The 12,624-nt window shown below is 66.0% G+C and carries 19 protein-coding genes and 1 tRNA gene; 8 read left to right on the top strand and 12 right to left on the bottom strand.

Annotation, left to right across the window (positions count from 1 at the left end; all coding sequences use genetic code 11):
• Positions 1 to 62: 62 nt before the first annotated feature.
• On the bottom strand, positions 63 to 674 hold the full coding sequence (locus ACNSN4_RS00975; protein ID WP_418283897.1) for a tyrosine-type recombinase/integrase: 612 nt from the start codon (positions 672 to 674) through the stop codon (positions 63 to 65).
• Positions 675 to 841: 167 nt separating this feature from the next.
• On the opposite strand from ACNSN4_RS00975, the gene ACNSN4_RS00970 reads away from it, so the two are divergent.
• A complete protein-coding gene (locus ACNSN4_RS00970; protein ID WP_418283896.1) occupies positions 842 to 1,048 on the top strand; it encodes a hypothetical protein in 207 nt (68 codons plus the stop codon).
• A gap of 21 nt (positions 1,049 to 1,069) precedes the next feature.
• Here the strand turns inward: ACNSN4_RS00970 and ACNSN4_RS00965 are convergent, their stop codons facing one another.
• From ACNSN4_RS00965 to ACNSN4_RS00925, 9 genes are all read right to left on the bottom strand, one after another.
• On the bottom strand, positions 1,070 to 1,534 hold the full coding sequence (locus ACNSN4_RS00965) for a hypothetical protein (protein WP_418283895.1): 465 nt from the start codon (positions 1,532 to 1,534) through the stop codon (positions 1,070 to 1,072).
• Positions 1,524 to 1,655, bottom strand: a complete 132-nt coding sequence (locus ACNSN4_RS00960; RefSeq protein ID WP_418283894.1) for a hypothetical protein — start codon at positions 1,653 to 1,655, stop codon at positions 1,524 to 1,526. Before ACNSN4_RS00960 ends, ACNSN4_RS00965 begins: the two co-directional genes overlap by 11 nt.
• Positions 1,645 to 1,983, bottom strand: a complete 339-nt coding sequence (locus ACNSN4_RS00955; protein WP_418283893.1) for a hypothetical protein — start codon at positions 1,981 to 1,983, stop codon at positions 1,645 to 1,647. The genes ACNSN4_RS00960 and ACNSN4_RS00955 overlap by 11 nt, the downstream gene beginning before the upstream one ends.
• Positions 1,980 to 2,207, bottom strand: a complete 228-nt coding sequence (locus ACNSN4_RS00950; RefSeq protein ID WP_418283892.1) for a hypothetical protein — start codon at positions 2,205 to 2,207, stop codon at positions 1,980 to 1,982. Before ACNSN4_RS00950 ends, ACNSN4_RS00955 begins: the two co-directional genes overlap by 4 nt.
• Positions 2,200 to 2,367, bottom strand: coding sequence for a hypothetical protein (locus ACNSN4_RS00945; RefSeq protein WP_418283891.1), 168 nt, complete (start codon positions 2,365 to 2,367; stop codon positions 2,200 to 2,202). Before ACNSN4_RS00945 ends, ACNSN4_RS00950 begins: the two co-directional genes overlap by 8 nt.
• Complete coding sequence (locus ACNSN4_RS00940) at positions 2,360 to 2,965, bottom strand: hypothetical protein (RefSeq protein WP_418283890.1); 606 nt, start codon at positions 2,963 to 2,965, stop codon at positions 2,360 to 2,362. The genes ACNSN4_RS00945 and ACNSN4_RS00940 overlap by 8 nt, the downstream gene beginning before the upstream one ends.
• A 232-nt stretch (positions 2,966 to 3,197) precedes the next feature.
• The gene (locus tag ACNSN4_RS00935; protein ID WP_418283889.1) at positions 3,198 to 3,839 is read right to left on the bottom strand and encodes an SWIM zinc finger family protein; all 642 of its coding nucleotides are present in this window, start codon (positions 3,837 to 3,839) and stop codon (positions 3,198 to 3,200) included.
• Positions 3,836 to 4,219 carry a hypothetical protein gene (locus tag ACNSN4_RS00930; RefSeq protein WP_418283888.1) on the bottom strand — a complete coding sequence of 128 codons (384 nt, stop codon included), beginning with the start codon at positions 4,217 to 4,219 and terminating at the stop codon, positions 3,836 to 3,838. The genes ACNSN4_RS00935 and ACNSN4_RS00930 overlap by 4 nt, the downstream gene beginning before the upstream one ends.
• A gap of 166 nt (positions 4,220 to 4,385) precedes the next feature.
• A tRNA-Ala gene (locus tag ACNSN4_RS00925) sits at positions 4,386 to 4,457 on the bottom strand.
• Between the two features lie 313 nt (positions 4,458 to 4,770).
• On the opposite strand from ACNSN4_RS00925, the gene ACNSN4_RS00920 reads away from it, so the two are divergent.
• From ACNSN4_RS00920 to ACNSN4_RS00910, 3 genes are all read left to right on the top strand, one after another.
• On the top strand, positions 4,771 to 5,538 hold the full coding sequence (locus ACNSN4_RS00920) for a DUF120 domain-containing protein (protein WP_418283887.1): 768 nt from the start codon (positions 4,771 to 4,773) through the stop codon (positions 5,536 to 5,538).
• The gene (gene ribB, locus ACNSN4_RS00915; RefSeq protein ID WP_418283886.1) at positions 5,538 to 6,275 is read left to right on the top strand and encodes a 3,4-dihydroxy-2-butanone-4-phosphate synthase; all 738 of its coding nucleotides are present in this window, start codon (positions 5,538 to 5,540) and stop codon (positions 6,273 to 6,275) included. Before ACNSN4_RS00920 ends, ribB begins: the two co-directional genes overlap by 1 nt.
• A 130-nt stretch (positions 6,276 to 6,405) precedes the next feature.
• Positions 6,406 to 7,335 (top strand): branched-chain amino acid transaminase, encoded by a 930-nt coding sequence (locus tag ACNSN4_RS00910; RefSeq protein WP_418283885.1) that lies wholly within the window; start codon positions 6,406 to 6,408, stop codon positions 7,333 to 7,335.
• Positions 7,336 to 7,408: 73 nt separating this feature from the next.
• Here the strand turns inward: ACNSN4_RS00910 and ACNSN4_RS00905 are convergent, their stop codons facing one another.
• Both ACNSN4_RS00905 and ACNSN4_RS00900 read right to left on the bottom strand, forming a co-directional pair.
• Positions 7,409 to 8,221 (bottom strand): DUF502 domain-containing protein, encoded by an 813-nt coding sequence (locus ACNSN4_RS00905; protein ID WP_418283884.1) that lies wholly within the window; start codon positions 8,219 to 8,221, stop codon positions 7,409 to 7,411.
• A 174-nt stretch (positions 8,222 to 8,395) separates the two neighbouring features.
• Positions 8,396 to 9,235: a proline dehydrogenase family protein gene (locus ACNSN4_RS00900; RefSeq protein WP_418283883.1), complete on the bottom strand. Its 840-nt coding sequence runs from the start codon at positions 9,233 to 9,235 to the stop codon at positions 8,396 to 8,398.
• A gap of 121 nt (positions 9,236 to 9,356) precedes the next feature.
• Here ACNSN4_RS00900 and ACNSN4_RS00895 point away from each other — a divergent pair, with 121 nt between their 5' ends.
• The 4 genes from ACNSN4_RS00895 (at position 9,357) to ACNSN4_RS00880 (ending at position 12,605) form a co-directional block, all read left to right on the top strand.
• Positions 9,357 to 9,899, top strand: a complete 543-nt coding sequence (locus ACNSN4_RS00895) for a CDP-2,3-bis-(O-geranylgeranyl)-sn-glycerol synthase (RefSeq protein ID WP_418283882.1) — start codon at positions 9,357 to 9,359, stop codon at positions 9,897 to 9,899.
• A 134-nt stretch (positions 9,900 to 10,033) separates the two neighbouring features.
• Positions 10,034 to 10,219 (top strand): HVO_0416 family zinc finger protein, encoded by a 186-nt coding sequence (locus ACNSN4_RS00890; RefSeq protein ID WP_418283881.1) that lies wholly within the window; start codon positions 10,034 to 10,036, stop codon positions 10,217 to 10,219.
• A 124-nt stretch (positions 10,220 to 10,343) separates the two neighbouring features.
• Positions 10,344 to 10,502 (top strand): DUF7563 family protein, encoded by a 159-nt coding sequence (locus tag ACNSN4_RS00885; RefSeq protein WP_418283880.1) that lies wholly within the window; start codon positions 10,344 to 10,346, stop codon positions 10,500 to 10,502.
• Between the two features lie 258 nt (positions 10,503 to 10,760).
• Complete coding sequence (locus ACNSN4_RS00880; protein ID WP_418283879.1) at positions 10,761 to 12,605, top strand: UvrD-helicase domain-containing protein; 1,845 nt, start codon at positions 10,761 to 10,763, stop codon at positions 12,603 to 12,605.
• Positions 12,606 to 12,624: the final 19 nt, after the last annotated feature.

The following is a 12,624-nucleotide window of genomic DNA, read 5'->3' as shown; positions in this document are numbered from 1 at the left end:
CCGGCTACAGTATGGTATTTATTATTGAGTGAATAACTGAATAAAATGAGAACGTGAGACGATCAGACGCGGTCGATGTGGTCGTAAACTCGTTCGGTAGTCTGGATCGTCGCGTGCCGGAGCCGGTTTCGCACGTCGTAGAAGGAGTGACCCTCCTCGACGTTGAGCATCCGGTAGGCGACGCTGTGCCGGAGCGTGTGCGGCGTCACCTGCTCGGCGTCGCCTCGGCCGTGCAGCGTCATCGGCTCCACGTCGGCGGCGACTGCGGCCGCGCTGACGACGTTTCGAACTGATTCGGTGGTCATGCGGTCGGACTGTCGCGACGGCCAGAGCGCGTCAGTGTCCTTCCAGCGACCGGCTAGGTACGTCCGAAGCGTTCGGACGGTCTCGTCGGCCAGCTCGATCTCGGTGTAGCTCGGCGTTCGGTCGGTCGGGTAGTCCTTCTGGATGTCGGCCGGGAGCGCGAGCACGCCGTCATCGAGGTCGACGTGGTCGGCCACGTTGAGCGCGACGCACTCGGCGACCCGCAGGCCGGAGTCGTAGAGCGTCGCGATCAGCGCGTCGTTTCGAGCGGCGAGGTACGGCGCGCTCGCTTCGACGGTCGCGGATCGCATCTTGTCGACCTGATCGGGCTTGAGCCAGACGGTCGCTTTTTCTTGAGTTTGGGTTTCCATTGTTTGGGGTGTTTCGAGGTAGGTAGTTTATAAACGGTTCAGGGTGGGAGGGTTGCGAGTTTGGGTTTCTGTATAGAGAATCCCAAACTGGTCTTAGACGTTGTCATGGTATTGTGTGACGGGCCGCGAATGATGCGTTTATCCCAAAAGCATCCGAGATAGTGGATATGGCTCTCATACCATTCGGCATGTCGCTGTTCGGAATATCGGCTATTTCAGTAACGGCCCTGGCGATCAAACTGGAGGTGAATATTCGGTACACCTCTGGTTCGGAAGCAGATTCGGACGAGTCTGACTTTGATCCGACGTATATTACGGGATTCGGGGCTACAACTGCTGAAGAGTACGAGAGAATATATTCCTCCGAGCCCTGAATAGTAGCCTCAGTGACTTCCTCACGCGCCATCGGCGCCCTCCATGTAGGCGATCGCGTCGTCGAGGGCGGAGGCTGGGGTGTCGTATCCGGCGCCGTCCATCACGAAGCCGCTCATGTCCCAGCCGCTCACCGTGCTATCGGCTCTCCACCGCGTGATGCCGAGCGTCCAGTCGTGGAGGTGGGGCCCGCGAGGGAACAGCGAGAGACGCGCCTCGTCCCCGTTCTCCCACTCGCGGCGCCAGCTCGCGCTCGCCTCCTCCCGGCGGCGGTGTCCGTCACGCTCCCACCCGCCGACTAACTCGGGGAGGTCCGCGCGGACCGGGTCGAAGCGGTCCGCGAGCACGTCGATCGTGGCGTTGAGGCTATACTCACCGTCGACGTAGACCGCGCCGTGATCGTGGTGCTCCGCGAGGTCTCCCGTCTCATCAACGACCCGCCCATCCGGGCGTGACGCTTCCGTAAGCGACGGTTGATTAGTTTCCATCGCTTCCCTCCGGCGTCGGCGGGACGCCCGGCGGGACCGGGCGGATGTGGTCGGCGCCGTCCCAGCTCTCGCCCTCGCCCGGCTCGCGATCGGGTTCGTCTCCGAATTTATCAGAACTCAAGGCCTTCCACCTCGAAAACGGTAGCCTCCTCGCCCTGCGGCTTCAGCGAAACACGGTTCGGCCGTAGGTGCGGGTTCTGGTTTGGATTCCCGACCGGGTCGAGGCGAGTCGAAACCTCTCCGAAGTGAGAAGCGTCGACCATGCCGTAGTAGGCGTCCATCGGACCGGATCCGAAGTGTTGGATCGTCGCCCGCGGGGTCCTGATTACGAGTTGCTGATCGAACTCGCGGAACTCCGGCGGGATCCACAGGCCAAGATCGGCGTCGACGTGAACAACTTCTCCGTCGCGTTGATCGTCGCCGTCGCGGTCGCGGACGGCGTCGCTCATCGGCCCACCTCGTGGTACTCGACGTAGTGTGAGGCGTTCGTCTCGTCGTGGTCGACGTAGCGATCCTCGCCCGGCTCGACGTGAACCCGCTCGCGGTGGTCGCACGACAGGCACGTCACCTCGTAGATCCGGTGTCGGTTGCGGTCCGCCGCGTTCTCGACGTCTTTCTTTCCGCGAAGATCGACGTTCGGCGCCGCGCCGACGACGGTCATGCCGTTACGCATCGGCCACCTCGTCGCCGTCGCCGTCGTCGACGACGAACCCGCACGTCATCTCGCAGCGCGGACAGGTCGCCACTCGCGTCTGTATCTTGAGGTCGCCGATCTCGGTGACCGTCGTCGGTACCCACTCGTGGCCGAACAGCCAGCACCGCACGTTAGGCATCGAGGTCACCCCCGGCGTCGTCGGCGATGCCGTGGCACGAGGCGCAGGCCGCGTAGTTCCGCCCGGCGGGGTGGTCGCGTTCGGTCAGAAACACCGTGCAGTCTTCGGCTCCGCAGAGCGCGCAGTCGGCGTCGTCGCTCGGAGCCGGTGCGAGGGGCCGGACAGTCACCCACGTCTTGTCATGGCCGCGATCGACGTTGACGAACCCCTGAAGCATCAGCGGCTCTATCAGCGTCCGAAACACCTCTTTTTTCGGCGTCCGACTTGTGTAGAGCGCGTCTCGGGCTTCTTCTCGGCGGACTCGGAGCCCGGCGCCAGCGATCGGGATCCCTGCTGTCTCTGCCAGCGTTCGGTACGCTTCTCGGAGCCGTCGACGGTCGGGCATGTGGAGGTGCCGCCCCGTCGACGGCGCCTCACCGTCGTTCAGCAGCGCCATGCGGAGCGAGTCGCGGATCACTGCCGACAGCGTCGAATCCGCTTCAGCTTCTTCGATCGCCTTCAGCAGTTCCGGATCCTTCACCCGCGACTTCACCACCCGCGGATCCGGATCGGCGTCGGCAGCCGCACCGTTCTCTTCCGCGTCGTTCGCGAGGCTCATCGGCGGCCCCCCGCGGACGCAGACCGGCGGCCGTGCGTCGCTTCGCGCCGCTGCGCGCGCGCCGCCTCATGTTGGGCGCGTATAGCGCTCGCACACGAGGCGGACCTTCGGACACTGCCCCCCACCCTTGTGACACAAGTGGACCGAAACGCGGTAGAGGCGTTCTGCTCTGCGATTTCGGCGCGCTCGTCTGTGACACAGAGATCGCCGTTTGTGACACAAATCGCGGCGATCATCGGTCCACCCCCTCGCCGAGGAGACGACGATCGTCGGTCACCCCATCGCGACGGGCGGCGGTACCACCGTCGGCGCGGAGCTGCTGTTCGTGCTCGGCGACCTTCTCGCGAGCGACCCGGAGCCGATTCGAGACCGTGCCCGGGCTGCTGTAGCCCTTCTTTCGCTGGTACTCACGAACGCCCATGTCGCCGAGGTCGCAGTTGAGGTAGGCGTCGCGCTGCTTGTCCGTGAGGTACGGGTAGCGGCGCTCGGCGGGGTCGACGGCGTCGAGGTCGCAGATCCGGATCACTCGGCCGTTGATGTCGCGCTCCGGCGTCACGCCCTTCCACGCAGCCTTACGGACGGCGCAGAGATGGACGCAGGGACCGTCGTTGTACTCCCAGCCCTTGCAGTCGCAGAGACCGACGTGCTGGCCTCCTTCGCGGGCTAGGACGACATGATGCCACTCCTCACCGTTCGGGCTCTTGACCTTGAACGCGAGTCGGCTGATCGTCTTGATGTCCGATTCGTAGGGGACCGCCTTTTTCCAGCTCGTATCGTCCGTTCCGGCGAGTCGCTCGAAGTTGATCGACTCGCCGATCTCGGTGTCGACGCGCCCGAACTCTTCGAGGCCACCGGTCGCGGTCGTTTGGCTCATCGCTGACCCCCGTCAGCGTAGTAGTTTCGCACCACTTCCGTCGGCTCACACTTGTCCAACGGCGGATTCGCGCCGCGGATGAACGTGCCGACGGACCCGGCGGCCGGGTCATCGATATGGTCGCGGATCGACTGCTTCACGTCCGACGCCGGTACCTCCTCTTTATCGATGATCTCGCCGTCGTCGAGCACGTTGACGCGGTAGAACGCGCCGTCTTCGCGAAGGTAGCCGGACCACCCGCCGGTGTCCTGCCAGAACGGCAGCTCGCCGTCCTCGTCGAACAGGTCCGAAAACGTGTGCCGCGTCGTCTGGACGACCTCGATGGTCTCCTCTGTGAGGTCTACGTCGACCTCGGTCGTCCGGTCGCCGTCTCTTCTCACGCCTGACCACCCCGCATTTCCTTCGCCAGACGGCGCGGGGATGAGTCGGCGACCTGTTTAATTCGATTCGCCGATCCTCTTCTTTCCGGTCTTCTTCTCTGTGAAACGACAGCGAAGATTCTTCTTCTTGTCGTTCTGTTACCTTCGCAGAAGCGAGGGACTGCTATGGACTCGCGGGGATTTGAACCCCGGGCCTCTTCCTTGCGAAGGAAGCGATCTGCCGCTGATCTACGAGCCCGCATCCGGAACCAATCACCGTTCGTATTTGTACCTTACCTTTCGACGACCCGCACGCGGGTGGTTCGCATTCGTCGGCACCCACACGGGCTCCGAAACCGATAGCGAACGACCGGACACCCGGTCCGTCACAGCTCGCGTCAGTGACCGCCGATACCGACGGGATTAGGTGGGTGCCCGTCCGAGATACCGTCCACGAAGCACCGGCCGCGGAACCGCGCCACAGCGCGTGACCGACTCACAACACCGGTAACGTTTTTGAGATCCATTCCACATTCGTTACTCTTTTGCGTGCGGGAGACTGAGCACCGAGTATGGCAGAAGCGACGGTGTCGACGGATCCCGACCCGGCCGCGATCGCGGCCCTCAAACACGTCGGGCTCGTCGGCGGCCTGACCGAGACGAAGGTGTCGTGTGCGGCGCTCGGCGACCGGCTCGACGCCTCGACACAGACCGCCTCCCGGCGGCTCCAGACCCTCGAAGCCGCGGGCTACATCGAGCGCGACGTGGTCGGCGACGGCCAGTGGGTCCGGGTCACCGACGCGGGCGAGGCGGCGCTCCGCGCCGAGTACGCGGACTACCGCCGGCTGTTCGAATCCGACGTCGAGCTCACGCTGCGCGGTGCCGTCACCGGGGGCATGGGCGAGGGTCGACACTATATCACCCTCCCCGGCTACGCCGAGCAGTTCCGCGAGCGTCTCGGCTACGAGCCGTTCCCCGGCACGCTCAACGTCGACCTGAGCGAGGAGAGCGTTCGCCGCCGCAGCGAGATGGCCGGGATCGACGCCGTCCCGATCGACGCGTGGGAGGACGACGACCGCACCTACGGCGCGGCCTCCTGTTACGCGGTCACCCTCGTCGCGGGCGAGGACCAATACGAGGAGGACCAATACGAGGAAGTCCACGCGATCGTCCCCGAACGCACCCACCACGACGACGACCAGCTTGAGCTGATCGCCCCCGAACGCCTCCGCGACGCCCTCGACCTCGACGACGGCGACGCGGTCGAGATCCGGGTCGAAGCGACCACGCGGGCGGACGCGCCGGCCGACGCGCCCGAGACGGAGACGGAGGTGGCCTGATGCGCGCCGACGCGGAGGTCGACGGCGACGCGACCACGGGTGCTGACCCCGACGGTAGCGCCGACGGTAACCCCGACGCGGCCGTCGAACGCGCGCTCGACGCCTTCCGGGCCGGAGATCCGGTCTGCGTCCACGACTTCGCCGACCGCGAGGGCGAGACGGACATCGTCTACCCCGCGTCCGCGGTCGACGAGGCGGCCGTGGCCCACATGCGCAACGACGCCGGCGGACTGATCTGCGTCGCCGTCTCGGACCTCGTGGCGGACGCGTTCGGGCTCCCGTTTCTCGCAGACGCCCTCGATCATCCCGCCGTCAACGACGACCCGGAGTACGACGACCGGTCGTCGTTCTCGCTGCCCGTGAACCACCGCGAGACGTTCACCGGGATCACCGACGAGGACCGATCTCGGACGATCCTCGAACTCGCGAACGCGGCCGCCGACGTCGACGCCGACCCGGCGGGGTACACGCCGGAGGACTTCGCCGCGGCGTTCCGCGCGCCCGGCCACGTCCACGTGCTCCGGGGGGCACACGGCGGGCTCGGCGACCGGACCGGCCACACGGAACTCGGCCTCGCGATGGCCGAAGCGGTCGGTGCCGCCCCCGCCGCCGTGGTCTGTGAGATGCTCGACGACGAGACGGGGATGGCCCTGACTCCGGAGGACGCGGCGGAGTACGCCCGCCGCCGCGAGATTCCGTACGTCGAGGGCGCGGACCTGGTCGCGGCGTTGCGGTGAGAGCGTCTCCGAAGAGACGACGAATCGTGGCGAACGCGTCGGCCTCAGCGTCGGGGAGCCGCATCAGAGATATTCCGGCAACGCCCCGCGTATGTCATAATTTTAAGCCCGACCACCGCAACCTCCGAGCATGGGATTTGACGAGATGGACGTCGACACGATTTGGAAGAACGGGGAGTTCCTCGACTGGGAGGACGCGACGACCCACGTTCTGACCCACGCGCTCCACTACGGGAGCGGCGTGTTCGAGGGCGTCCGCTGCTACGACACGGAGCGGGGCCCGGCGATCTTCCGCTGGGAGGAGCACCTCGACCGGCTGTTCGACTCCGCGAAGATGTACGACATGGAGATCGGTCACTCCCGCGAGGAGATCACCGAGGCGACGCTCGAACTGCTCGACCGACAGGACCTCGAGTCGTGTTACATCCGGCCGATCGCCTACTACGGCTACGACTCGCTCGGCGTCTCACCGAAGGACTGCCCGACCGACCTCGTGCTCGCCGCGTGGCCGTGGGGGGCGTACCTCGGCGAGGAGGCCCTCAACGACGGCGTCGACGTGATGGTCTCCTCGTGGCGGAAACACGCCTCCTCGCAGGTCCCGACGAACGTGAAAACCACCGGGCTCTACGTCAACTCCATGCTCGCGGGCGAGGAGGCTCGCCGGAACGGCTACGTCGAGGCCATCGTCCTGAACAAGGAGGGCAACGTCGCCGAGGGACCGGGCGAGAACATCTTCATGGTGAACGACGGCGAGATATACACGACCGGCCCCGCGCAGTCCATCTTGGAGGGGATCACCCGCGACACCGTCATCGCGCTCGCCGAGGAGCGCGGGTACGAAGTCCACGACGAGGCGGTCGTCTCGCGCGGCCAGCTGTACACCGCCGACGAGCTGTTCTTCACCGGCTCGGCCGCCGAAGTGACGCCGATCCGCTCCGTCGACGACACGGAGATCGGCTCTGGCACCCGCGGCCCGGTCACGGAGGAGCTGCAGACGGCCTTCTTCGATCTGGTCGAGCGCCGGACGGACGACCACGACGAGTGGTTCGCGTACCTCTAAGTTCGACAGCTGGTCGCTCGACACGCAACTGAGCCGCGCGGCGATGGCGGCTGTTTTACGTCGAGTCGTCGAGCTAGGTCGACGTCGAGTCGGCCGGTTCGGTCGATCCGTGACCGGTGGTGGCGGACGACCCGTGACCGTCGGTGGCGGACGACTCGCCGACAGACGAGGACCCGTCGGCAGACGACGACCCGCCGGTCGCCGATCGATCGGTTGCACCCGGCGTCCCGTCGGTCCGGACGCCGCCGCCGACACCGCCCGGCTTTGTCGAGCCGCCCTCCGGGGGCCGTTCCTCTTGAACGGGAACCTGGTGGGCCGACTCCGCGAAGCCGGCCGAGAGGACGCGCGTCATCCCCTCTTCGACGGTTTCGCCCGTCTCCTCGATGCGCTCGGGTTCGACCTCGATGACGAAGCCGGTGGTGATGTTCGGGGCCGTCGGCATGAACAGGACGATCTTCCCGTCGCGGGTCTTCTTCCCGGTCCGGAAAGCGGTCATCCGGATTCCGGGCCACGTCTCGAGGTACACCGGACTCTGGAGTTCGTCGGTGCCGGAAACGGCCGTTTCGATGGCGAGCTTCGAGGCGTTGTACACCACTCGCAGCGCGGGGATCCGGTTTATCGCGCCGTCGACGGTCGACTCGGCGACCCGGCCGAACGTCGTCCGCATGAAGTACCCGACCGCGAGGACGATCGTCGCGAACACGGCGAACGCGATGATCACGCGGGAGATCGGCTCCAGCGGGGCGGGGATGATCGCCGGCTGGAGTCCGTCGATGAGCGGGATAGACGCGATGTAACGGTAGATCCACTGGATGACGAGAAGGAGGACCAATAGGGGCGCCAGGACGATGAGACCGCTGGCGAAGTCGCGTTTCCACGTGGACATCTATTGAGTTGGTATGTGGCGTCAACCCTTAAGAGGGCTTCTACGTGTTGGCGATCGAATGACTCGTGGCGATTCGAACGACCCGCCTGGTCCGGCTGGTCCATTCAGTCCGTCCAATCCATTCGGGCTCACTTCACACGGCCTCGCCGACATTCGAGCTCACTCCGCACGGCCTCACCGACCGACGATCGCCCGCGCGGCGAACGCGACGTTCTCTTTCCGCTCGCGGATCCGCCGGTAGAAGTACGACAGCCACTTGTCGCCGTACGGCGCGTACTGGACCACGTCGACGCCTTGCGCCGCGAGGTCACGTTGGGCGTCCTCGCGAACGCCCATCAGCATCTGGATCTCGTAACCGGTGCCGTGCTCCCGGGCGAGCCGGTCGGCGAGCGATATCATCGCCGGATCGTGGCTGCCGACGGCGACGCCGCGATCTCGGCGCTCGAACAGGAACGCGAGGTCCTCGCGAAACGCCTCGTTCACCCGCGACTTATTCGCGTACGCGATCGCGTCCGGCTCATCGTACGCGCCCTTGACGAGGCGGATCTTCCCGGGGACGTCGACGAGGCGGTCGAGGTCGTCGTGGGTCCGCTTCAGGTTCGATTGGAGACACTGGCCGACGCTCCACGGGTACGTCTCGGCGATCGACTCGAAGGCGTCGAGCGTCGCGTCGGTGGTGTCGGCGTCCTCCATGTCACACCAGACGAACGCGTCGAGCTCGTGGGCGCGAGCGACGATCTCGCGGTAGTGCTCCTCGAACAGGTCGGCCGAGATGTCGAGGCCGATCTGGGAGGGTTTCACCGAGATACAGGCGCCGAGCCCGCTGTCGGCGATGTCGTCGAGCAGCGCGAGGTACGCGTCGACGTCGGCGCGGGCCGCCGCCGGGTCGTCGTAGTGTTCGCCGAGCAGATTGAGAATGACCGAGACGCCGTCCTCGTTGCAGGCGCGCGCGTGTTCGAGGGCTTCCGGAACGGTCTCGCCCGCGACGAACCGTCGCGCGATCGGGAGGATCATACGTGAGAGTGGGTTCGGTACCGACTTCATTGTTGGTGAGTATGCGGGTCGTCTGCCGCGGAGATACGGGGTCGTCACGCGGATCCGTGGTTTATAAAACCCGGACGGGCGTGGAGCGGGTATGATCGGTTCGCTCGTCGCGACCGCGTTCTGGGCGATGGTGCCCGCGTACGTGCCGAATAACGCCGCGGTGCTCGCCGGCGGCGGCCGCCCCATCGACGGCGGCCGCGAGTGGCGCGGCGCTCGCGTGCTCGGCGACGGGAAGACGTGGCGCGGGACCGCGGTCGGAACCCTCACCGGCGTCGCGCTCGCGCTCGCGCTCAACGCCGTCAACGGTCCGGCGAGCGCGGCGGTCGGCGTCGACCTCCCGACGTTCAGCCTGCCCGCCGCGTTCGCGCTGGCGTTCGGGGCGATGTGCGGCGACATCGGGGCCTCCTTTATCAAGCGGCGGTCCGGCCGGGAGCGCGGCGCGGCGTTCCCCGGCTTGGACCAGCTCGATTTCGTCGCCGGCGCGTTGCTGCTCGCCGTCGTCGTCGACACCGCGTGGACGCTCGACACCTTCACGCTCCCCGTCCTCGCGGTGGTGCTCGTGATGACTCCCGTCCTCCACGTCGTCACGAACGTCGGCGCGTACGCGCTCGGAGTGAAAAACGAGCCGTGGTAAGTCGCCACCGCTGAGAACGTCGACCGAGTATGCGCCCAGTTCGAGCCACGGCAACCGGTCGTTTGCCAGAGTTTGATCAGGGCGCAGGGAGCCGCGACAAGATATAAATACTCGCGTGTCATTATCTCTCATGCATGTCTAGTAGTGCACCCAGCTCGGACGACGGTGACGTGTTCGACGAGTTTCTGTCCGATCGCGGCCACGAGACAGAGATCGTACGCTGGGACCGATCCTATAACAAGCTCCAATGTCCGGAGTGCGGTGCACTCCACCCCGAAGGAACGATGAAGTGCGGCGTCTGCGACTGGCGGCCGACCTAACGAGGAGCGGCCGGCTCGACGGCGGCAACCAACCGACGGTAACGGCGACGCGCAACCGATCAGTGGTTTTCTTTCGACGAAACTGGGCGGCAGTATTATATGTCATCAATCGATAGTGACGGATATGCCGACCTGCCAAAACTGCGGTTCGTTCGTCACGACCGACTACGTTCGGGTGTTTACGCCGAACGAGGTCAACCGTCCCCGCGTCTGTCCCGCCTGTGAGGACCTCGTTCGCGACGGCGCCGACGTCCGCGAGGCGCGCGCGACGCGGAGCAACTGACCGCGGCGATCGGCGTTCTGCGTTCCCCTAGCGCCGCATTCGTCCGCGGTCCGAACCGACCTCCAAGCCGACTTCCGAGCCGGTGCCCGAACCGACCTCCAAGCCGACTTCCGAGCCGGTGCCCGAACCGACCTCCAACGCGACCGACGACCGGCCTGCCGAGACCGGTACCCTCCAACGCGACCGACGACCGAGGACCGAAACCGACCGACGAGCCGAGCCACGGCGTTTAAGAAGAACGGGAGTCAGGGATAGGTAATGACCGATCCCACGGTGACGCGACTGTTCGGTGGTCCGGGCAGCGGAAAGACCACGGCGCTCCTGGATCGCGTCGAGGGGATCCTCGACGACGGGGACGCCGAGGTCCGAGACGTGCTCGTCGTCTCGTACACGCGCGCAGCGGCCGCCGAAATCCGGGAACGACTCGCCGAGCGACTCGATATCTCTCCCCGCAGCCTCCAAGGGAACGTCTCTACCATGCACGCGAAGGCGTACGAGCTGCTCGACCTCTCGCGGGGCGACGTCGTCGGCGAGGACGACAAAGAGGAGTTCTGTGCCGAGTACGGCATCGAGTTCGAGGACCAACACGGCGGCGCGGGTCGTCGAACCGCCCGGTCGACGACCATCGGCAACAAGATCATCGCCACCTCGCAGTGGCTCCAGCGCACCGAGCGCGACGTCGCCGACTGGTACGACGTTCCCTTCCAGTGGAACGTCGAGGAGGTTCGTCTGCCGCCGGAAGAGGACCCCAACGCGCAGGAGGGGAACAAGTACACGCCGACGTGGCCGTCCGACGACGACCGGATCGACATCCCCGAGACGATCCGCGCGTGGCGAGGCTACAAGGGCGACAACAATCTCGTCGGCTTCGCGGACATGCTCGAACGCGTCGCCCAGCGCTCGCTCGTCCCCAACGTCGACTACCTGATCATCGACGAGTTTCAGGACATCACGACGCTGCAGTACAACGTCTTCGAGGAGTGGAAACCGCACATGCGGAAGGTGCTCATCGCCGGCGACGACGACCAGGTCGTCTACGCGTGGCAGGGCGCCGACCCCGACCTCCTCTTGGATACCGAGGTCGACGAGGACGTCGTCCTCCCGAACTCCTACCGGCTCCCGTCGGAGATCCTCAACGTCGTCAACGCGGAGATCCGCCACATCGACAAGCGCCAGGAGAAGGACCTCCACCCGCGAAAGGAGGGCGGCACCGTCGAGGCGATCCAGTCGCCGTCGATGCTCGAACTCGTCCGGAACGTCCGGTACACCGTCGACGACGACGAGGGCGACGTGATGTGTCTGTTCCGCGCGCGCTACCAGATGTTCGATTTCATCGACGAGTTCATCGACCACGGGATCCCCTTCACGATGCTGACCGACGGACGGATGTGGACCGATCGGGTGCAAGACTACGTCAGCGCCATCGAGAAGGTCGACGAGGGCGATCCCGTCACGGGTCTCGAAGCGCGGCGACTCGCGGACATGCTACAGGACTCCGCGTTCGGGACCCACGATCGCGACGAGTTCTACGACTTCCTCGACGACCGCGAGGAGGAGGCCGACGCCGACGACATCTCGCTCATCGAGGTGACGACCGACGAGCTCGACGCCCACATCCCGTTCATGCCGGACGCGGCGAGCGCCGACGACATGGTCCGGAAGGTGACGAGCTTCCAGCGGAAGTCGATGGGCGCGTACTTCGGCGGCGACTACGAGGGAGCGGACCCGACCCGCGTCCGCGTCGGCACCATCCACTCCGCGAAGGGCCGCGAGGCCGACCACGTGTTCGTCGCGACCGACCTCACGGAGAAAGTCGTCGAGCAGATGGCCGCCTCCATCGACGACCCGACCGACGTCGACGGCGTCGAGGAGTTCACGAAGGCGACGAGCCCGGTCCCGATCCTCACCGACAACGAGCGCCGCGTCTTCTACGTCGGGATGTCCCGCGCCCGCGAGCGGCTGGTGATCATGGAGAGTCTCGTCAGCGGCGCACCGACCCTCCCGATCAGCGTCCTCCTGTTCAACGAGCTCCGCGACGAGCCGCCACAGGAGCTGATCGAGGAGGTCCAGGCCGAGCTGGCGGTCCCCGAACCGGAGCCGTGAGCGACGAGGGCGACGACGC

This window comes from Halorubrum marinum (assembly GCF_048381195.1).
Classification (GTDB): domain Archaea; phylum Halobacteriota; class Halobacteria; order Halobacteriales; family Haloferacaceae; genus Halorubrum.
The sequence above is the reverse complement of the archived record's forward strand: the minus strand, read 5'-3'. Positions and strand labels throughout refer to the sequence as shown.